Genomic DNA, 19,785 nt, shown 5'->3' on the forward strand with positions numbered 1-19,785 from the left:
GCCGCACTCAGAGCAGCTCGAGCAGCGCCCCGATCTCCTGGGTGGCGTACCAGGCGAGCTCGTGCCCCTCCGCCTGATCGACGACGAACTGCGCGTCCTCGCTGCCGAGGTCGGCCTCGAGCACCACGTTGACCGCCGCCCGGACGTCGTCCTCGGCCTCGGCGTCGTCCACGTGCGCGCTGGCCACGTCGGCCAGGGCGACGTCCCCGGTGACGCGGACGGCACCGCGGTCGGCGTCGGGGTCCTCGATGTCGACGACCGCGGCGTCGGGGACGTCGGCGGCCAGCACGACCCGCCGCCGAGCCGCCGAGGGGTCGACGTCGACGAGCCGGAGGCTGGCCCGCGCGGCCGCCAGCAGGGCGGCGTACTCGAGTTCCTCCTCGTCAGCTCCGGCGTCACTGAGGGCGTAGAACTCCCGCAGACCCGGGGTGACCGCGAAGGCGGTGAGCGGGCCGGTGAGCCGCCCGTCGTCCACGAGGGTCCCCAGGACGCTCGTCGTGGCGGGCAGGTAGACACGCACCGGGCTGGCTCCTTCGCGCTGGGCGGACGCCCGACGGTATCCCGGCGCCCGGGCGGTCCCGCCCGCCCCGGGTCAGCCCGCGGTCTCGACCAGGCCGGCGAGCTCCTGCTCGATGAGGTCGGCGAGCACGTCGACGTCCCCGACGCCGTCGCGGTCGGCGTTCAGGCCGAAGAAGACGCGGCCGTCGTAGCTCGTGATGCCCACCGACAGGCCCTGCCCCGGAGCCAGCGGGACGACGGGGAAGACCTCCAGCATCCGGGCGCCGGCGGCGTAGAGCGGCACCTGCGGGCCCGGCACGTTGGTGACCACCAGGTTGGCCATCCGGCGGGACAGGCCGCGCGCCGCCCGGGCGCCGAGCGCGTGCAGCGTCGGCGGGGCGAAGCCGGTGAGCGCGATGAGCGTGTCCGCGCCGACCGACCGGCCGTGCTGGCTCACACCGCGCATCGCGAAGCTCAGCCGCGCCAGCCGGACCCGCGGGTTCGGCTCCCCGACCGGCAGATCCACCAGGTAGCTCGACACCCGGGTGCCCGGGACCTCCTCCCCCTCGTCCTGCACCGACACCGGCACCAGCGCCCGCACCGAGGTCGAGCCGACGACGGCCTGGCCCCGCGACAGCAGCCAGTCCCGCAGCGCCCCGGTCACCACGGTCAGCAGCACGTCGTTGACCGTTCCGCCGTGCGCCTTGCGGACCCGCTTGACGTCGTCGAGCTCGGCCCGGGCGACCGCGACCCGGCGCTGGCTGCCGCTGACCGCGTTCAGGGGGCTGTGCGGCGCCGGGAACAGGGCCGACCGCGCCGCCCGCACCGCCCCGCCGGCCGCGCTGGTCAGCCGCGCGCCGGTGGCCCGGGCGTCGGTGACGGCGTGCCGGGCGGTCTGCACGACCGCCGAAGGGCGCTGCACGTACTCCTCCACCGCCTGGCCGACCAACCGCAGTGCACCGGGCAACGGGCGGGGGCGCCAGTGCTCCGGCTCGGGGAGGAACGCGTCGGGCGAGTCGTCGAGCAGGACCTGGCCGATGTCGACGGTGCCCAACCCGTCGACCAGCGCCGGGTGCGTCTTGGTGATCACCGCGACCCGGCCCTCGGGCAGGCCCTCCACGAGGTAGAGCTCCCACAGCGGCCGGTTGCGGTCCAGCGGCCGCGCGACCACCCGGGAGACCAGGTCCAGCAGCTGGGCCTGCGTCCCCGGCCGGGGCACCGCGGACCGGCGGACGTGGTACTCGACGTCGAAGTCGGGGTCGTCGGCCCACACCGGGTTGGCCAGGTGACCGGGCACCTCGAGGACACGCTGCCGGTAGCGCGGGACCAGGGGCAGACGGGCCTCCACCAGCGAGGCGAGCGCGTCCAGACCGCCCGTGGACGGCTCGAGCACGAGCACGCCGGCCACGTGCATCGGGTTGTCCGGCTTCTCCAGGTAGAGGAACGACGCGTCCAGGGTGGTCAGGCGCTCCACCTCAGGTCTCCTCCCGGTCGGGGTCCCCACGCTACGACGCGGCGCCGTCGAGGGGCATCCCGGACGGAGTGGTCGCCGCCTCAGCCGGCGCGGCGGCGCAGCCGCGGGCGCCCGCGACCGGAGGTCGGCACCGGCACACCGGTGAGCGCCGCCGCCACGGACCGCAGCTCCTCCCGCAGCGGGGAGGACGGCGCCACCTCGGCCAGCGTGCGCCCCTCAGCCAGCGCCGCATCGGTGGCGCGTCGGTCGGCGGGCAGGAAGAAGCCCACCTCGCGGCCGGCGAAGCGCTCGAGCGCGTCCCCGATCTCACGGCGGGGGTCACCGGGCACCGGGCCACGCCGCACCTGGTTGACGACCACGACCGGCTCGACGTCGGGGAGCACGTCACGCAGCTCCCCGAGGGCGCGGATGCTCCGCTGCAGTGCCACGGGGTCCGCGCCGCTGACGCAGAGCACGACGTCCGCGGCCTCGAGGACGGTGAGCGTCACGCCGTTGCGCCGGGGCGCCGCGGTGTCGAAGGAGAGCTCCTCGTCCTCCTCCAGGCTGAACGCGCAGTCCACCACGGTGAGCTCGGCACTGCGGCGCACCTCGTCGAGGACGGCGGCCACGGCGCGCGGGCGCAGCTCGGGCCAGCGGTCCGCACGTGCCAGACCGGTGAGCACACCCAGCCGCGGGCGCACCGCCCACGCCAGGCGGCCGAGCGCCGCCTCGTCGAGGGTGCCCGCGGCCGCCTGCCGGGCCGCGCCGGCCAGGCCGGGTGACTCGTCGAGCAGGCCGAGCACCTGGGCCACCACACCGCCGTAGACGTCGGCGTCCACCAGCAGGGTCGGCACCTCCAGCCGGGCGGCCTCGTCGGCCAGCCCCACGGCCACCGTGGTGCGGCCGGGCGCGCCGGTCGGGCCCCAGACCGCCACCACCCGACCGCGGCCGGCCGGCCGTTCCGGCGCGGGCTCGGGCAGCCCGTGCGCCGGCAGGGCCGCCCGAGGGTCGGCGATGTCCCGCCCGGGGGCCGAGCCTCCGGCCACCGCCTCGCGGAGCGCCCGGGCGATCTCCTCCGGCTGGGCGTCGGCCGGCAGCACCCGCCCGACCCCGAGGCCGCGCAGCCGGTCCGCGGCCCGCTCGTCCCCGGGGTCCACCAGCCCGACGACGGCCACCCCGGCCGCCGACAGCCGGGCGACGGCGTCCCCGTCGAGGCGACGCAGGTCCGCCGACAGGAGGGCGGCCTGCGCCGTCCCCGTGGCCGCTGCGGCCAGCAGCTCGGAGACGTCCACGCACCGGCGGACGACGGTGACGCCGTGGTCGGCCCGGTCGAGGGCACCGACCAGCGCGGACTCCCAGCCGGCGCCGGTGACGGCGGTGACCACCTGCACTGCCATCAGGGCGTCCCGGTCCCCGGGACGGCGGGCGCCGCGGCGCCCGGCTCGCCGGACGGCGTCGCGGAGGACGCAGCCGGCGGGACGGCCGGGTCCGCGGCCGGCGGAGTGGTCCGAGCGGCGGGCGGAGTGGCCGGAGCGGCGGGCGGAGTCGGCGGAACAGGCGCGCGTGACGGGACCGTGGGCGCCGACGGCGAGGCCGGTGACGACGTCGCGGTCGGGCGAGCGGACGGCGTCGGCGCCACACCGGCGGCGACGTCCACCGAGCCGTGCACCACGACCACCAGCGGTCGGCCGCCGATCGCCTCGAGCACGACCGGCGCCTGGTCGACCGGCACCGAGACGACCACCTGCACCGTGGTCGTGGCCGTCGACAGCACGCCCTCGGTGCGCCCGGAGACGGCCTGCACCGGCGCCGCCGCCACGACCAGGGCCACGCTGCCGTCCCCCGTCGCGGTGGCCGCGGCAGCGGGGTCCGCGACGGCGTAGACGTCGACGACCTGGCCGCGGTCCAGCCCCGGCGGCACGTACCCGGCCTGCACGGGCAGCGCGAGCTGCACCAGCTCGGCCGGCTCCTCCAGCGCCGTGCGCGGCAGCAGCTCGCCGTTCCGCACGGCCCGGGCGAGGGTGCGGCCCTCCGGGCGGGTGCTCGTGGCGAGGTAGGCGCCGGCGACGTCGTCGAGCCGGACGTCCACGGCCACGAGGTCCCCGGCGGCGAGCACGGTGCCGGCGGCGAGGTCGCCCGCGGCCGACCAGACCGGGACCGTCGCGTCGGCGGCGGTGACCACGCGGGCTCCCAGCAGCACCGAGCCGAGCACCAGCAGGACGCCCAGGACCAGGCGCAGGTCCAGCCAGCGCGGGGGCCGGATCCGCCGCGGTGCCGACCCCGGCACGGGAGCGGCGGTGCCCGAGGTGGCGGCGACCGGGGCGGTGGGCACGGTGCGCGAGGCGCTCACAGCCAGCGGTTCCTCCATCTGCACGGACGCCGTGGACGGCCCGGGTGGGCCACGGTCGGACGCAGATGATGCGGCAGCGGGGCCGGTGCGTGCAGGCGCTGTCCACACGTTCGGGGTTGTGGACAGCGCGCATGCCACCCGGACGGGGCTGCCAGACTGTCCGGGACCGGACGGAGACCTGATGCCCACACCGCGGTTCCTGACCCTCGACGACGTCGCCGAGATCCTCAACGTCTCGTGGTCCCAGGCCTACGCGCTGGTGCGCCGCAAGGAGCTGATCGCCATCCAGATCGGCGGTCGCGGCCAGTGGCGGGTCGAGAACGAGGAGCTCGAGCGCTTCATCGCGCGGAAGTACGCCGAGGCGCGCGCCGGTTCGGTCCCCCCGGAGCCCGCGGCCGATGGGCAGGCCGAGCAGGACGACGCGGCGAGCAGCCCCGGAGGGCGCGGCCGGGGCTGACCCCGCACGGTCCGGTCCGCTCTAGTCGAGGCCGGGCGCCAGCGTCCGCACCACCGCGACCGCCGGCAGGGCGATCGCCCGCACACCGCGCACGGCCGAGGTCCGGCGCGGCAGGTCGGCCGCGTGCTCGGCGAGCTCCACGTGGTCGGCGCCGACGCCGTCCACGGTGCCGACGTACACCGCGCCGTCGTCCAGCACGACCTGCACGACGCTCCGGTCGCGGGCCAGGCCACGCAGCGCCCGCCGCAGGTCCAGCCGTGCCCGAACCGGACCGGGGTCCTCAGCCGGGGCCGTGACCCGCCCGAGTCCACCGACCGTCCGCACCGTCGAGGTCGCCACCAGGACCTCGCGGCGGCCGTCGTCGGTCAGCAGCAGCCAGTCGGGCCCCACCTCGACGAGGACGCCGGCGACGTCACCGGCGCCGTGGCACCGCAGGGTCAGCGGGCGGCCGAGCGCGCCGGCCAGCCGGTCCACCAGCCGGACCGCCCCCGTCTCCGCGCGCCGGCGTGAGGCGTCCTCCGCCCGCTCGGCCGCGGCCTCCGCCTCGTCGAACTCCGCCTGCAGGTCGGCGAAGAGCCGTTGCCACCGCATCCGCCACCTCCTCGGTTTCCACACTAGTGGACGCGGAATCTTGCGTTTGCGTCGGTTTGGTTGCTTTAGTCAGGCAGCAGTCGATCAGTCGAGGAGGAGACATGTCGATCCGGCGCCTGCTGGGGACGACGGCCGCGATGGCTGTTGCCGCCGCCGGTCTGCGCGCGGTCACCCCCGATCTGAGGGGACTGACCGACGCCGGTCCGGACCTGCAGCGCGCCGTCGACACAGCCGGCGCCGAGACGGTCCTGCTCGCCGGTGTCGCGGTGCTCGCCTGGGCCGTCTGGCTCTGGGGCGCACTCGGCCTGACCCTCACCGCGCTGTCCGCGCTGCCCGGGGCCGCGGGCACGCTCGCGCGGGCCCTGACCCGGTGCGTGCTGCCCGGTGGCGCCCGGCGGGCAGCGGCCCTGGCCCTCGGCGTCGGGCTGGTCACCGGGGGCCCGCTGCTGGCCGGTTGCACTCCGGCCTCGGGGGCACTCCCCCGGGCCGTCGCCGTGGCATCCGCGGACGGCCCCGTCCCCTCCGCGCAGCAACCCGTCGCGGACTGGCCGGCCACGCCGGCCCCGGAGCCCGGGCCCGATCGGCCGACGTCCGCACCGGTCGTGCCCGACTGGCCGGCCCCGGCGGCGGGCGAGCACGTCGTCCTGCGGGGCGAGTGCTTGTGGGACGTCGCCGCGGGCGACCTCGCCCAGCGGACCGGCCGCACCCCGACCGACGGTGAGGTGGCCGCCGCCGTCGACGCCTGGTGGCACGCCAACGCCGCCGTGATCGGCCCCGACCCCGACCTGCTGCTGCCGGGCCAGGTGCTGCGCCCACCCCCGGCGTCCTGACGTCGCTCACCTGCCCGTCCCCGAGCCCCGGAGAACTCCCGATGACCGCGCCCGCCACACCCGTCCAGCCCGCCGCCGACGAGACCGCGCCCACGACCAGCCCGCAGCCGCTGCGCACGGCGACGCTGCGGCTCACCGTCGTCCCGACGCCGCAGCCACCGCTGGACCCGCAGCCGGTGCTGCGGCTGGTGCTGCCGGGCGCGGCGATCCCGCGGGTGCCGCACCGGCCAGGTCCGCGGCCCCGCCCGGAGGACCCGCCCGCGGGCTTCGTGCCGGGCTTCGAGCCGACCTGGTCGGGCCGTGCCGACCTGCCGGACCCGCGGATCGCCGGCCGGCGGCTGCTGACCCTCACCCTCGAGGCGCTGGCCGGGCGGAGACCGCTGACCCAGGTGCAGCCGCTCACCGCCCTCGGCGTCTACGCGGCCCTCTCCAGCGGCCGCCGCCCCCGGTGGTGCGCCGGCGGGACCGCTCCGGTGCTGCTGGGCCCGGTGCACGTCTGCGAACCGGTCGACGGGGTCGCCGAGATCACCGCGGTGGCCCGCCGCGCCGGCCGGGCGCACGCGGTCGCCGCGCGGTTGGAGGGCATCGACGGGCGGTGGCGGTGCACGGCGCTGCAGATCGGCTGAACCGCCCCGTCCCGGTCCCGCCGGCCCGCTCCGCGACGGCCCCGTCCAGGGGCTCGCCGCGAGCCTGCGAGCGGCGAGGAGGACGGCGTCCTCCTACGGAGGGTGAGGAGGACGGGGTCCCCTCACGAGACGTGGGGAGGGGGTGGTCCTCCCCTCAGGCGCGCGAGGGCGCTCCGTGGCAGACCTTGTACTTCTTGCCCGAGCCGCAGGGGCAGGGCGCGTTCCGGGCCGGCTCCTTGGTGCCGGTCACGGTCGCGCTCTTCGCCGCCTTGACCCGCCCGCTCTCCCGCGGCGAGGCGTCCAGGCCAGGCGCCGAGTAGCTGAGCTGGTCGCTGCGGTGCGGGTCGTCGAGACCCTTCACCGACAGCTCCGGACCGGTGCCCGAGGACACCGGCTCCTCGACCTCGGGTGCTGCCGGGGCGACGTCCTCCGGCGCGGCGTGCCGACCGCGCCGGGCCGTCCCCGTGCGACGGGCCGCCGGGACGGGCTCGGCGGCCGGCGCGACGCCGTCGCCCTCGACCGGCGCCGGGACCACCTCGACCGGCGCCGCAGTCGCCTGGGCCACGGCGGGAGCCGGCTCGACGGGCGCCGGGGCCGGCTGCGCCGGCGCGGGAGCGGGCGCAGCAGGAGCCGACTCGGCGAGGTCCGGCTCGGCGAGGGCCTGTCGAGCCGGCGGTGCCGCGGCCGGGGCGGCGGGAGCCGGGGCAGCGGGAGCCGGAGCCGGGGCAGCGGGAGCCGGAGCCGCCGCGGCCGCCTGCGCCGCCGCGGCCTGCGCGGCCGCCGCCTGCCGGGCCCGCACCCGCGCCGTCCCCTGCTGTGCCACGGCCAGCGCCTTGGCCTCGGCCTCGGCCTGCTTGGCGCGGGCCTCGGCGTCCTGCTGCTCCTTGGTCTTGACCTCCAGGTTAAACAGGAAGCCGACCGACTCCTCCTTGATGCCGTCGAGCATCGACACGAACATGTCGTAGCCCTCGCGCTGGTACTCCACGACCGGGTCGCGGTTGGCCATCGCGCGCAGGTGGATGCCGGCCCGCAGGTAGTCCATCTCGTAGAGGTGCTCGCGCCACTTGCGGTCGAGCACCGACAGCAGCACCCGGCGCTCCAGCTCGCGCATGACCTCCGCGCCGAGGGTGGCCTCGCGCTCCTCGTAGGCCCGGTGGACGTCGTCGAGCAGCTCGCTCTTGAGGACGTCGGCGGTCAGCGCCGCCTGGTCGCCGTCGCCCACCCGGTCGATCAGCTCGTCGCGGTCCAGGCCCACCGGGTAGAGGGCCTTGAGGCCGGTCCACAGCTGCTCGAGGTCCCAGTCCTCGGCGTAACCCATCTCGGTCGCCCCGTCGACGTAGGCGCTGACGACCTCGTCGACCATCGAACGGACCTGCACGTGCAGGTCCTGGCCGTCGAGCACCTTGCGCCGCTCGGCGTAGATGACGGTGCGCTGGCGGTTGAGCACCTCGTCGTACTTCAGGACGTCCTTGCGGACCTCGAAGTTCTGCTGCTCGACCTGGGTCTGTGCCGAGAGGATCGCCCGGCTGACCATCTTCGACTCGATCGGCTGGTCATCGGGGACCCGCAGCGTGGTCATCATCGACTCGAGCATCGGGCCGTTGAACCGCCGCATGAGGTCGTCGCCCAGCGACAGGTAGAACCGGGACTCACCCGGGTCGCCCTGGCGGCCCGAGCGGCCGCGCAGCTGGTTGTCGATGCGCCGGCTCTCGTGCCGCTCGGTGCCCAGCACGTAGAGGCCGCCGACCGCGGTGACCTCCTCGTGCTCGGCCTTGACCTGGTCCCTGGCCTTCTCCAGCGCGCTGTCCCAGGCCGCCTCGTACTCCTCCGGCGTCTCCGCCGGGGACAGGCCGCGGGCGCGCAGCGCCTCGTCGGCGATGAAGTCGGGGCTGCCGCCGAGCTGGATGTCGGTGCCGCGGCCGGCCATGTTGGTGGCCACCGTGACCGCGCCCAGCCGGCCGGCCTGGGCCACGATGTGCGCCTCGCGCGCGTGGTTCTTCGCGTTGAGCACCTCGTGCTTGATGCCGCGCTGCAGCAGCAGCCTGGACAGCAGCTCGGACTTCTCGACGCTGGCCGTGCCGACCAGCACCGGCTGCCCGGCCTCGTGCCGCTCGGCGATGTCGTCGATGACGGCGTCGAACTTGGCCTGCTCGGTCTTGTAGATGACGTCGGAGCGGTCCTCGCGGACCATCGGCCGGTTGGTGGGGATCGGGACGACGCCCAGCCCGTAGGTCTGCGAGAGCTCGGCGGCCTCGGTCTGGGCGGTGCCCGTCATCCCGGACAGCTTCTCGTAGAGCCGGAAGTAGTTCTGCAGGGTGATCGTGGCGAGGGTCTGGTTCTCGTCCTTGATCTGCACCCGCTCCTTGGCCTCGATGGCCTGGTGCATGCCCTCGTTGTAGCGCCGGCCCGACAGCACGCGGCCGGTGAACTCGTCGACGATGAGCACCTCGCCGTTGCTGACGATGTACTGCTGGTCGCGGTGGTAGAGCTCCTTGGCCTTGAGCGCGTTGTTCAGGAAGCTGATCAGCGGGGTGTTGGCCGCCTCGTAGAGGTTCTCGATGCCGATCTGGTCCTCGACGAACTCCACGCCCTCCTCGGTGATGGCGACCGTGCGCTTGCCCTCCTCCACCTCGTAGTGGACGTCGCGCTGCATCATCGGGGCCAGCCGCGCGAACTCGGTGTACCAGCGGTGCATCGCCGGGTCGCCGGCCGGGCCGCTGATGATCAGCGGCGTGCGGGCCTCGTCGATGAGGATCGAGTCGACCTCGTCGACGACGGCGAAGTGGTGCCCGCGCTGCACGAGGTCGGACTTGTTCCACGCCATGTTGTCGCGCAGGTAGTCGAAGCCGAACTCGTTGTTCGTGCCGTAGGTGATGTCGCAGGCGTACTGCTCGCGGCGCTGCGCCGGGCGCTCGCCGGAGAGGATCACGCCGACGGAGAGGCCGAGGAAGCGGTGCACCCGGCCCATCCACTCCGCGTCGCGCTTGGCCAGGTAGTCGTTCACCGTGACCACGTGCACGCCCTGGTCGGTGAGCGCGTTGAGGTAGGCGGGCAGGACGCCGGTCAGCGTCTTGCCCTCACCGGTGCGCATCTCGGCGATGTTGCCCAGGTGCAGCGCGGCGCCGCCCATGACCTGCACGCGGAAGTGCCGCTGACCGAGGGTGCGGGTAGCGGCCTCGCGGACGACGGCGAAGGCCTCCGGCAGGAGCTGGTCGAGGGTCTCCCCCTCCGCCAGGCGCTCCTTGAACTCGTCGGTCCTGGCGCGCAGCTCCGGGTCGGTGAGGTCGGCAGTTTCCTCCGCCAGCGACTCGACCGCGTCGGCGATCTTGTTCAGTCGTCGGAGGATCTTGCCCTCACCGGCTCGGAGGATCTTCGAGAACACCACGTGTCCAGGGTAGGCGGCGCCACCGGCTGCCCGGGGCTGCCGGCGACGACCCGCCGTGGGCGACCGCGACGCTCAGCGGCGGACGAGCCGCTTCTCGCCCGGGTCGAACACGATCTCCCGGCCGCCCAGTCGGAGCCCGTCGAGCACCGCCGCGACCAGCTCGGCGCGGTCGTGTCCCGGGGGGAGACGCGGCGGGTCGCCGGCGAGGGCGCGGTCGACCAGCCCGGTGTCGATGTGCGGCGGCCGGACGTCGAGCACGGTGATCGAACGGGTCCGCAACTCACGGCGCAGCACACCGGCCCAGGCCGACAGCGCCGCCTTGCTCGCCGAGTACTCGGCCATCTGCAGCGTCGGGGCGTCGGCCACGATGGCCGACAGCAGCACGATCGCACCACCATCCGGAAGGTGCGGCAGCGCGGCGCGGACCAGGCTCATCGGCGCCAGCGTGTTGACCGCGAACAGCTCCTCGGTCACCGCGTCGTCGGCCTCCGCCGCCGGGCCGAAGGCCACCACACCCCAGGCGACGACCACGGCGTCCAGGCCACCGAGGCCCGCCACCGCGACGTCCACCGCGGCGCGGACCGCCTCGACGTCGACGGCGTCGACCACCACCGCGGGGACGCCACCGAGCTCCCCGGCCAGCGCCCGCAGCGCGCCGCCGTCCCGGCCGGTCAGCGCCACCCTGGCCCCGGCGCCGTCCAGCGCCCGCGCCAGCTCCCCGCCCAGCACCCCGGTCGCCCCGGCGACGAGGACCCTCGCACCCGCGAGTTCCATGGACGGCGCATGCCCCGGTCGTGCACGACCTAACCTCGCTCCGTGGCCCACGACCTCGACGACCTGCCCGACGGCCTGTTGACCTTCCTCACCGAACGGCACCTGGCCACGCTTACCACGCTGCGCGCCGACGGCAGCCCGCACGTCGTCCCGGTCGGGGTCACCTACGACGCCGCCACCCGCACCGCCCGGGTCATTACCTCGGGGACCTCGGCCAAGGCCCGGCACGTCCGCGCCGGCCGTGCGCGGGTCGCGGTGTGCCAGGTCGACGGCCGCCGCTGGGTGACCCTCGAGGGGACGGCGGTGGTGCGCGACGACCCGGCTGCGGTCGCCGACGCCGAGGCCCGCTACGCCCGCCGCTACCGCACCCCCCGGGAGAACCCGGCGCGGGTCGTCCTGGAGATCTCGGTCGACCGGGTGCTGGGCAACCCCTGACCATGGGTCGATGGCCCTCGACCTCACCGGCGTCGACCTGACCACCGCGGTGGTCCGCACCGCGCGGCTCGTGCTGCGCCCGTTCCGCCCGGACGACGCGGACGCCGTGTTCCGGGCCTGCCAGGACCCCGGGCACCGGCGGTGGCTGCCGAACCTCCCGGAGCCCTACACGCGGGCCGACGCCGAGGAGTTCGTCACCGTGGCCGCCGCGCGCGGTCGCGCCAGGGGCACCGCGCTGGACACCGCCGTGGAGGCCGGTGGCGGCCTGGTCGGCGCCTGCGGTGTGCGGCACCTGGACGGAGGTGGGGGCCTGCTGGGGCCGGACGTCGGCTACTGGACCGCGCCGTGGGCCCGCGGCCGGGGCTACGCCAGCGAGGCCGCCCGGGGGCTGGCCGACTGGGCCTTCGGGTACGGCGCGGAGCGGGTGCACCTGTTCGCCGACGTGGACAACGTCGCGTCGCAGACGGTGGCGGAGCGGGCCGGCTTCACCCGTGAGGGCGTCGTCCGCCGGTGCCTGGCCTACCGCGACGGCCGCCGCGCGGACGCGGTGCTCTTCGGGCGGCTGCGGGAGGGGTGAGCAGGGCGGGGGTGCGGGGTCGCCGCACCCCCGCCCCGGCGTCAGGCCCGGGTCGCCGCGGGCTCCGCGGGCGCGGCGGACTGCCGCGCGCCGGTGCCGTCCAGCGGTGCGTCGACGAGCCGGATGAGCCCGTAGTCGTAGGCGTGCCGGCGGTAGACGACCGTCGGCTGCCCGGTGTCGGCGCACAGGAAGAGGAAGAAGTCGTGGCCGACCAGCTCCATCTCGTGGAGGGCCTGGTCGACGTGCATCGGGGTGGCCGGGTGGTGCTTCTCTCGCACGATCTGGCCGGGGAGGTGCTCGTCGAGGTCGGTGACGTGTGGCCCCTCCGCGAGCTCCCGGTCGCGGTCGAAGGACTCGGTGACGTCGGTGTCGGGGGCGCCGCCGCCCACCCGCACGCTGGCCGGGGTCCGTCGTCCGTGGTGGACGCGGCGGCGGTCGGCGGCCTTGCGCAGCCGGTGGTCGAGCTTGCCGGCGGCCAGGTCCAGCGCCGCGTAGAAGTCCGGCGCGGCCGCCTCGGCGCGGACCACCGGGCCCTTGCCGCGGAGGGTGATCTCCACGCGCTGGCACTTGCCGGACTGGCGCGGGTTCTTCTCGTGGAAGAGCTCGACGTCGATGCGCAGGATCTTGAGTTTCCCGTCGAACCGATCGGACTGGCCGACCTTGTCCTCGACGTGCTGTCGGTAGTGTTCGGGGACTTCGACGTTCCGGCCACGGACCACGATCTCCATGAGACCTCCCGGTCGTTCGGGTTGTGATCGAACCCACGCTAGTCCGCGTCGCCGGGTCCCGACAGTCGATCAGCAGGCCCCCCACGGCCACCTGGTGGGACGTGCTGCGGGGCTCGCGCGGGAGGCCGCCGCGGGGTCGCCGCGACGACCGCGGCGAGCACCGGGGGGCCGGCCGGGCCAGCGGCCGGCGCGAGCACCGCGGCCGCCTCGGTGAGCGTCGCGCCACTGGTGACGACGTCGTCGACGACCACCAGCACCGCCCCGTCGGGCAGCTCGCGCGCGCCGTCCCGGAGCGCGAAGGTGCCGGCCAGGTTGGCCCGCCGCTGTGCCGCCGAGAGCCCCGCGGAGTCCGCGGCGCGTCCGCTGCGGCGCAGCAACCGCGCCTCCTCCGCAGGCACCCCCGCCGCCCGGAGCTCGGCGACCGCGCGGGCGGTCAGCTCGCGGACGTGGTCCCGGCCGCGGGCGCGCAGCGCGGCGGCGCCGCTGGGTACCGGGACCAGCCGGACCGGCCCGAGCCGCGTGGACAGCCCGGCGAGCACGCCGGCGACGGCCAGCGCCAGGGCGGCGCCCAGCGGGCGGGACAGCTCGGCCCGGCCGCGCTCCTTGAAGGCGTTGACCGCCGGGCGCACCGGCCCGGCGTAGGCGCCGGCGGCCACCGTGGGCGGGAAGCCCGCCGGGAAGCGCCGCGGCTGGGCCAGGTGCGGAACGGCGAGCAGCGCGGCGCACCGCCGGCACAGCACCGCGCCCGGCACACCGCACCCGGCGCACTCGCGCGGCAGCAGCAGGTCGGCCAGCGCCGCGAGCACCCCGCCGTCCACTCCCCCAGCCTCGTGCCCCGCGCGCGCCGCGCCCAGCGTCGGCGGGGATCTGTGGACGGTGACGTGCTGGAACGGCCCCGTCCAGAGGCTCGTCCTCGAGCGTGCGAGGGATGAGGAGGACGGGGTCCTCGATCAGCCCGGGTAGAACGGCTCGGTGCCCGGTTGCGGCTGCTGGCCGCGGACCAGGGTCACCCAGGTGCCCCCGGCGACCTGCCACTCCCAGATCGTGCCGCCGGCGCTGACCAGCGGCGGGCGCTCGGGCGCCGCGGCGACCTGGGTCGCCTGGCTGGGCAGCCCGGCGGTGGGCACCGGCGAGAGGTCCCAGCCGTCGACGTCGACCAGGTAGGGCACGGTCCGCTCCTCGCCGGCGTCCCCGGCCAGCACCAGCAGGCTGCCGGAGGTCCGCCACGCGACGTCGACCACCTGGCCCAGCGCCGGCGCGACCTCGCGCCAGTCGCGCAGCGCCACCGGGCCGTCGTCCGAGCGCACCACGGTGCCCACGTGCAGGCTCCGCCGCTGGCCGTCCTCCACGACGACCGCGGCCCGGACCCCGTCGGGCGAGAGCTGCAGCGCGGTGGCCCGGCCCAGGCCCGGCAGGGTGACGGCGTTGACCGCCTGTGGGGGCCCGCCACCGGCCACCCGCACCACCGTCGAGCCGTCGCGGACCACCCAGAACTCCTGGCGGGCAGGGGCCACCGTCGGCACCGTGAGCGAGCCGCTCGGCAGCACCGGGGTGAGGTCGCCGTCGTAGGGGCCGGTGAGCAGCGTCGCCTGGCCGTCCCGCTGGGTCACCCCGACCATCTGGGTCAGCTCGCCGGTGCTCGGGTCGGTCGCGACCGCGGCGCTGGACAGCCCGTAGACACCCGTACCGGCCGGGCCGGGCGCCGGCGCCGGGGCGTCGGTCGCCGTCCACAGCGCGCCGTCGACCAGGTAGTGCCCGACCGCGTCCACCGGGGCGGCGTCGGGGTCGAGGGCGGTCCAGGTGTCGACGGTCTGCACCGCGGGCACGCCGTCGAGGGTCAGCGGGTCGCCGTCGACGAGGACCTCCACCGAGCGCACCGACGGCAGCTGGCCCAGCGTCCAGACCAGCTGGGCCGACAGTCCGGCCAGGCGAGTGGGCGTCGCGTCGGCCACCCCGGTCACGTCGACGGTGACCGCCTGCGCGGAGACCGTCACCGTGCTGCCCAGCGCGGCGCCCTCGAGCTCGTTGCGGACGCCCGCGGCCAGCACCGCCGACGGCCCCGCGAGCAGCCGCTCGACCAGCACCGTCGGCTGGGCCTCGCCGGTGATCAGGTACCGCGGGTCGGGCACGAACCGCTGACCGGTCGGGTCGAGGAAGTAGAGGTCGCGCTGCTCGTAGAGGCGCTCGAAGTCCGGCTCGAGCATGAGCAGCCCGTCCGGCGGGTCGCTGATCCGCCACTCGCCGTCCACCTGCTCGAGGCGGAACTCCCGCGAGTAGACCTCCTGCCCGTCCACGGTGAACCCGCCCCGCTGGTCGATCGTGCCGACCAGCTCGCCGGTGACGACGACGGTGCCGGCGTCGGTGGTGACGGTGGCGTAGTCGGCGCCGAGCAGGGTGATGCCCGCGTCGTCCGACCAGGACCCCCGCGGCTCGGGGGCCAGGTGCTCGCGGGCCACGGGGTGCCCGCGCACGGTGCTGGCGGCGGCGTCGAGGAAGCCGCGGACGACCTCCTCCGGGGTGGCGCCGGCTTCCGGCGACAGCGGCTCGATGCCGACCGGGCTGTCCGCGCGCGGTGGCGCCTGCGTGATCTCCACTACCGGCGTGCTCGTCGGGACGGTGGAGCAGCCGGTCACCAGCGCCAGCAGCACCGCCCCGAGGACGGCACCCCGGCGGGTCACCGGGCCGCCCCGGGTGGGCGCAGGGCCACCGGCCGCAGCGGCAGCGGCGAGCTGGTGAGGTCGGTGCCCGCGGTCAGCGGCAGGGTCAGCCGGAACTGCGCACCGGCGCCCGGTTGTCCCCACACCTGCAGCCAGCCGCCGTGCAGCCGCGCGTCCTCCAGGCTGATCGACAGCCCCAGCCCGCTGCCGCCGACGGTGCGGACCCGCGACGGGTCGGCGCGCCAGAAGCGGTCGAACACGTGCTGCGCCTCGGCCGAGGACAGCCCCACGCCTTGGTCGCGCACGGTGACCGCCGCCGCCGTCCGGTTGGCCGCCCAGGTGACCTCCACCGGCTTCCCGGTGCCGTGCTCGATCGCGTTGCCGACCAGGTTGCGCAGGATCCGCTCGACCCGGCGGGCGTCGACCTCGGCGATGACGTCCTGCGCGGGGCCGGACACCGTCAGCTCGCAGCCGTGCCGCTCCGCGAGCGCCGACATCCCCGCCGCCACCCGGCGCACGAGCGCACCGAGGTCGGTCGGCTCCCAGTCGAGGACGGCGGCCCCGGCGTCGTAGCGGCTGATCTCCAGCAGGTCGGTGAGCAGCACCTCGAAGCGGTCGAGCTCGGCGTGCATCAGCTCCGCCGAGCGCGCCACGTGTGGCGGGAAGTCCTCTCGGGACTCGTAGAGCACCTCGGCGGCCATCTGGACCGTGGTGAGCGGCGTGCGCAGCTCGTGCGACACGTCGGAGGTGAAGCGCTGCTGCAGCTGCGACAGCGACTCCAGCTGGGTGATCTGCCGCTGCAGGCTGTCGGCCATCGCGTTGAAGCTGGTCGCCAGCCGGGCCAGGTCGTCCTCGCCGCGGACGGCCATCCGCTCCTCGAGCTGCCCCTCGGCCAGCCGCTGCGCGGTGCCCGCGGCCTGGCGCACCGGGTCGACCACCAGCCGGGTCACCAGGAGGGCGATCCCGACCACCAGGACGGTGAGCGCGATCCCGCTGATGACCACCGTGGTGCGGAACAGCGACAGGCTCTCCGCCTCCTGCTCGAGCGGGAAGGCGTAGTACAGCTCGATCTGCTCGGCGCCGGCCGCCCCGGTCGGCACCGGAGCGCCGACGAGGTAGGTGGCCCGGGGCTGCCCGCTGCCGTCGGGGACCATCGCGTACTGCGCGTACTGGCCCCCGGAGGCGACCTGGGCCCGCAGCTCGGCGGGGATGGCCGGGTAGATGCCGCGCTGGCTGACCGCGGGCGGCCGCTCGGAGTCACCGGTCCGGTAGACCATGACGACCTCGAAGTCACCGGCCGGACCGCTGCTCTCGCGCAGCTGCCGGACGGTGCGGTCCAGCGTCGCCCGCACGCTCGCGCTGTCGCCGGCGGCGATCCCCGCCACCTCGGTCTGCGCGTAGATGACGCCGGTCTGCACCTGGTCGATGGCCGCCTGCTCCTTGACCGACAGCAGCTGCGTGCGGATCTGGCTGAACAGCACCAGGCTCACGATGACCACCACCGTGCCGGCCACGAGCATGGTGATCGCGCCGATCCGGACCTGCAGCGACGAGCGCCAGGCCGCCACCGCCCGTGCGACCAGCCCCGTGGTGAGCCGGCGGGTCCGGACGGCCCGCCGCCGCAGCTCGCGGCGCAGCGCACCGAGGTCGGCCGACGGCGTCCGGCGCGGCCCGGGCCCAGGCGCCTGCCCCGGAGTGCCGGAGGACGACGAGGCATCGGGCGGCGCACCGGCTGCGGGAGGCGCGGGCCGCGTGGTGCTCACGGCCGACGGGTCCGCCGGATCACGGTTCTCCCCGGTCCACGGCCGCGGCTCGCTCGTTCATCGCTGCGGCGCCCGCGAGCCTGCCCGGTCACGGCGGGCCGGCCTTGTAGCCGACTCCCCGCACGGTCAGCACGATCTCCGGCTTCTCCGGGTCCCGCTCGATCTTCGCGCGCAGCCGCTGCACGTGGACGTTGACCAGCCGGGTGTCCGCGGCGTGCCGGTAGCCCCACACCTGCTCGAGCAGCAGCTCGCGGGTGAACACCTGGCGCGGCTTGCGCGCCAGGGCGACCAGCAGGTCGAACTCCAGCGGGGTCAGCGCGATCGGCACGCCGTCCCGGGTGACCTGGTGCGCCGGGACGTCGATCTGCACGTCGCCGATCGAGAGGTTCTCCGCCTGCCCGGTCTCCCCGCGGCGCAGCTGGGCACGCACCCGGGCCACCAGCTCGACCGGCTTGAACGGCTTGGTGACGTAGTCGTCCGCGCCGGCCTCGAGCCCCTGGACGACGTCGATGGTGTCGCCCTTGGCGGTGAGCATGACGATCGGGACGGTGGACTGGGTGCGGATGTCCTGGCAAATCTGCAGGCCGTTGCGGCCGGGCAGCATCAGGTCGAGCAGCACGATGTCGGGGCGGGTCTGCTGGAACGCGCCCACCGCGCGGTTGCCGTCGGAGACGAAGGCGGGTTCGTAGCCCTCGCGCCGGAGCACGATGCCGAGCATCTCGGCGAGGGCGGCGTCGTCGTCGACGACCAGGACTCGGCCGCGAGAGGGCCCGTTCTGGGGAGCGGTGGGTGGCACGACCACCATTCTGCGCTGCGCCGAGCGCGAAACGGGGACACCCGCCCGGAGTGCTCCGGACGGGTGTCCTCCGTGCCCCGATCGCGTGGCCGCGCGGGCCCCGTCCCGGGCCCCGCCCCCGAGCTCACGAGGAGCGGGAGGACGGCGGCCCCCGGCGGAGCCCGGCGACAGGCTGGAACGCCCCCGCTGCAGGGCCCCGCCGCGAGCCAGGTGAGGTGCTGGAACGGCCCCCTTCCAGGGGCCCACCCTGAGCCTGCGAAGGGTGGGGAGGAAGGGGGCCCTTCCGTCAGTAGCGGTAGTGCTCGGACTTGTACGGGCCCTCGACCGGGACGCCGATGTAGTCGGCCTGCACCTTGGTCAGCTCGGTGAGCTTCACGCCCAGGGCACCGAGGTGCAGCCGGGCCACGTGCTCGTCGAGCTTCTTCGGCAGGACCGTCACCGAGGGCTCTTGGCCCTCGTAGGCGGCCCGGTTGGTCCACAGCTCGATCTGCGCGAGCACCTGGTTGGAGAACGAGTTGCTCATCACGAAGCTGGGGTGGCCGGTGGCGTTGCCCAGGTTCAGCAGCCGCCCCTCGGAGAGGACGATGATCGTGTGGCCGTCGGCGAAGCGCCACTCGTCGACCTGCGGCTTGATGTTCGTCCTCGTGATGCCCGGGGTGCGGGCCAGGCCGGCCATGTCGATCTCGTTGTCGAAGTGGCCGATGTTGCCGACGATCGCCTGGTGCTTGGTGCGGCCGAGCTGCTCGGCGGTGATGACGTCGCGGTTGCCGGTGGCCGTGACGATGATGTCGGCCTGGTCGATCACGTCGTCGAGCGTGCTGACCTGGTAGCCCTCCATCGCCGCCTGCAGGGCGTTGATCGGGTCGATCTCGGTCACCACCACCCGGGCACCCTGGCCGCGCAGCGCCTCCGCGCAGCCCTTGCCGACGTCGCCGTAGCCGCAGACGACCGCGACCTTGCCACCGATCATCACGTCGGTGGCACGGTTGAGGCCGTCGACCAGCGAGTGCCGGCAGCCGTAGAGGTTGTCGAACTTGCTCTTGGTCACCGAGTCGTTGACGTTGATCGCCGGGAACAGCAGCCGGCCGTCGCGGGCCAGCTCGTACAGGCGCATGACGCCGGTCGTGGTCTCCTCGGTGACGCCCTTGATGCCCCGGCCGATGCCGGTCCAGTAGCCGGCGTCGGCGGCCAGGGTGCCGCGGAGCGCCTCGAGGATGACGCCGTACTCCTCGGAGTCGGCCTCGGTGGTGTCCGGAACCGCGCCGTCGGCCTCGAAGCGGGTGCCCAGGTGCACCAGCAGCGTGGCGTCGCCGCCGTCGTCGAGCAGCATGTTCGGCCCGACGACCGCACCAGCCTCGTCGCGGAACTCGAACAGCCGCTGGGTGCACCACCAGTACTCCTCCAGCGTCTCGCCCTTCCAGGCGAACACCGGGACGCCGGCGGGCTGCTCGGGGGTGCCGTCGCCGACGACGATCGCCGCGGCGGCGTGGTCCTGGGTGGAGAAGATGTTGCAGCTGACCCAGCGCACGTCGGCGCCGAGCGCGACGAGGGTCTCGATGAGGACGGCGGTCTGCACGGTCATGTGCAGGGAGCCGGCGATGCGGGCCCCGGCCAGCGGCTGCTGGTCGCCGTACTCGGCGCGCAGGGCCACGAGGCCGGGCATCTCGTGCTCGGCGAGCCGGATCTCGTTGCGGCCGAAGCCGGCCAGGGAGAGGTCGGCGACCTTGAAGTCGCCGTCGGTCAGTACACGGGTGCCGGTGGTGGTGGCGGTCATGTCGCTCCAGATCCGCCCGGCCCACGAGCCGGGCGATGCGTGTCGGATGCAGTGTCGCTGCGATCCCCGCACGGGCGGGGAGAGCGAGCAT

The 19,785-nt window shown here is 75.4% G+C and carries 18 protein-coding genes; 5 read left to right on the forward strand and 13 right to left on the reverse strand.

The window, feature by feature from the left end:
* Positions 1-7: 7 nt before the first annotated feature.
* The 4 genes from GOBS_RS20865 to GOBS_RS20880 form a co-directional block, all read right to left on the reverse strand.
* Complete coding sequence (locus GOBS_RS20865; protein WP_012950256.1) at positions 8-520, reverse strand: DUF6912 family protein; 513 nt, start codon at positions 518-520, stop codon at positions 8-10.
* A 72-nt stretch (positions 521-592) separates the two neighbouring features.
* The gene (locus tag GOBS_RS20870) at positions 593-1,972 is read right to left on the reverse strand and encodes a WS/DGAT/MGAT family O-acyltransferase (RefSeq protein ID WP_012950257.1); all 1,380 of its coding nucleotides are present in this window, start codon (positions 1,970-1,972) and stop codon (positions 593-595) included.
* An 80-nt stretch (positions 1,973-2,052) separates the two neighbouring features.
* Complete coding sequence (locus GOBS_RS20875; RefSeq protein ID WP_012950258.1) at positions 2,053-3,348, reverse strand: CpaE/TadZ family protein; 1,296 nt, start codon at positions 3,346-3,348, stop codon at positions 2,053-2,055.
* Complete coding sequence (locus GOBS_RS20880) at positions 3,348-4,301, reverse strand: SAF domain-containing protein (RefSeq protein WP_012950259.1); 954 nt, start codon at positions 4,299-4,301, stop codon at positions 3,348-3,350. The genes GOBS_RS20875 and GOBS_RS20880 overlap by 1 nt, the downstream gene beginning before the upstream one ends.
* Before the next feature lie 181 nt (positions 4,302-4,482).
* Between GOBS_RS20880 and GOBS_RS20885 the strand changes: the two genes are divergently transcribed.
* A complete protein-coding gene (locus GOBS_RS20885; protein WP_012950260.1) occupies positions 4,483-4,758 on the forward strand; it encodes a helix-turn-helix domain-containing protein in 276 nt (91 codons plus the stop codon).
* Positions 4,759-4,779: 21 nt separating this feature from the next.
* On the opposite strand, the gene GOBS_RS20890 is transcribed toward GOBS_RS20885, so the two are convergent.
* On the reverse strand, positions 4,780-5,349 hold the full coding sequence (locus GOBS_RS20890) for a hypothetical protein (protein WP_012950261.1): 570 nt from the start codon (positions 5,347-5,349) through the stop codon (positions 4,780-4,782).
* A gap of 101 nt (positions 5,350-5,450) precedes the next feature.
* Between GOBS_RS20890 and GOBS_RS20895 the strand changes: the two genes are divergently transcribed.
* Complete coding sequence (locus GOBS_RS20895; RefSeq protein ID WP_012950262.1) at positions 5,451-6,179, forward strand: LysM peptidoglycan-binding domain-containing protein; 729 nt, start codon at positions 5,451-5,453, stop codon at positions 6,177-6,179.
* A 41-nt stretch (positions 6,180-6,220) separates the two neighbouring features.
* Positions 6,221-6,805 carry an Rv3235 family protein gene (locus tag GOBS_RS20900; protein WP_012950263.1) on the forward strand — a complete coding sequence of 195 codons (585 nt, stop codon included), beginning with the start codon at positions 6,221-6,223 and terminating at the stop codon, positions 6,803-6,805.
* A 154-nt stretch (positions 6,806-6,959) separates the two neighbouring features.
* On the opposite strand, the gene secA is transcribed toward GOBS_RS20900, so the two are convergent.
* Both secA and GOBS_RS20910 read right to left on the reverse strand, forming a co-directional pair.
* Complete coding sequence (gene secA / locus GOBS_RS20905) at positions 6,960-10,190, reverse strand: preprotein translocase subunit SecA (protein ID WP_041241609.1); 3,231 nt, start codon at positions 10,188-10,190, stop codon at positions 6,960-6,962.
* Between the two features lie 72 nt (positions 10,191-10,262).
* The gene (locus GOBS_RS20910; RefSeq protein WP_012950265.1) at positions 10,263-10,964 is read right to left on the reverse strand and encodes an SDR family NAD(P)-dependent oxidoreductase; all 702 of its coding nucleotides are present in this window, start codon (positions 10,962-10,964) and stop codon (positions 10,263-10,265) included.
* Positions 10,965-11,006: 42 nt separating this feature from the next.
* Between GOBS_RS20910 and GOBS_RS20915 the strand changes: the two genes are divergently transcribed.
* Together GOBS_RS20915 and GOBS_RS20920 are read left to right on the forward strand one after the other, a co-directional pair.
* Positions 11,007-11,399 (forward strand): pyridoxamine 5'-phosphate oxidase family protein, encoded by a 393-nt coding sequence (locus tag GOBS_RS20915; RefSeq protein ID WP_012950266.1) that lies wholly within the window; start codon positions 11,007-11,009, stop codon positions 11,397-11,399.
* Between the two features lie 10 nt (positions 11,400-11,409).
* Positions 11,410-11,976: a GNAT family N-acetyltransferase gene (locus GOBS_RS20920; RefSeq protein ID WP_012950267.1), complete on the forward strand. Its 567-nt coding sequence runs from the start codon at positions 11,410-11,412 to the stop codon at positions 11,974-11,976.
* A gap of 41 nt (positions 11,977-12,017) precedes the next feature.
* Here the strand turns inward: GOBS_RS20920 and hpf are convergent, their stop codons facing one another.
* The 6 genes from hpf to ahcY all read right to left on the reverse strand — a co-directional run bounded on the left by hpf (position 12,018) and on the right by ahcY (position 19,694).
* Positions 12,018-12,704, reverse strand: coding sequence for a ribosome hibernation-promoting factor, HPF/YfiA family (gene hpf / locus GOBS_RS20925; RefSeq protein WP_012950268.1), 687 nt, complete (start codon positions 12,702-12,704; stop codon positions 12,018-12,020).
* Positions 12,705-12,742: 38 nt separating this feature from the next.
* Positions 12,743-13,522, reverse strand: coding sequence for a ComF family protein (locus GOBS_RS20930; protein WP_012950269.1), 780 nt, complete (start codon positions 13,520-13,522; stop codon positions 12,743-12,745).
* A gap of 132 nt (positions 13,523-13,654) precedes the next feature.
* Positions 13,655-15,382: an LpqB family beta-propeller domain-containing protein gene (locus GOBS_RS20935; protein ID WP_012950270.1), complete on the reverse strand. Its 1,728-nt coding sequence runs from the start codon at positions 15,380-15,382 to the stop codon at positions 13,655-13,657.
* On the reverse strand, positions 15,379-17,124 hold the full coding sequence (gene mtrB / locus GOBS_RS20940) for an MtrAB system histidine kinase MtrB (protein ID WP_012950271.1): 1,746 nt from the start codon (positions 17,122-17,124) through the stop codon (positions 15,379-15,381). The genes GOBS_RS20935 and mtrB overlap by 4 nt, the downstream gene beginning before the upstream one ends.
* An 88-nt stretch (positions 17,125-17,212) precedes the next feature.
* The gene (mtrA, locus tag GOBS_RS20945; protein ID WP_012950272.1) at positions 17,213-17,929 is read right to left on the reverse strand and encodes an MtrAB system response regulator MtrA; all 717 of its coding nucleotides are present in this window, start codon (positions 17,927-17,929) and stop codon (positions 17,213-17,215) included.
* 277 nt (positions 17,930-18,206) lie between these two features.
* Entirely contained in the window at positions 18,207-19,694 is a 1,488-nt protein-coding gene (ahcY, locus tag GOBS_RS20950; protein ID WP_012950273.1) for an adenosylhomocysteinase, read from the reverse strand.
* Between the last annotated feature and the right edge of the window lie 91 nt (positions 19,695-19,785).

The sequence above is a fragment of the Geodermatophilus obscurus DSM 43160 genome, from assembly GCF_000025345.1.
Taxonomy (GTDB): Bacteria; Actinomycetota; Actinomycetes; order Mycobacteriales; family Geodermatophilaceae; genus Geodermatophilus; species Geodermatophilus obscurus.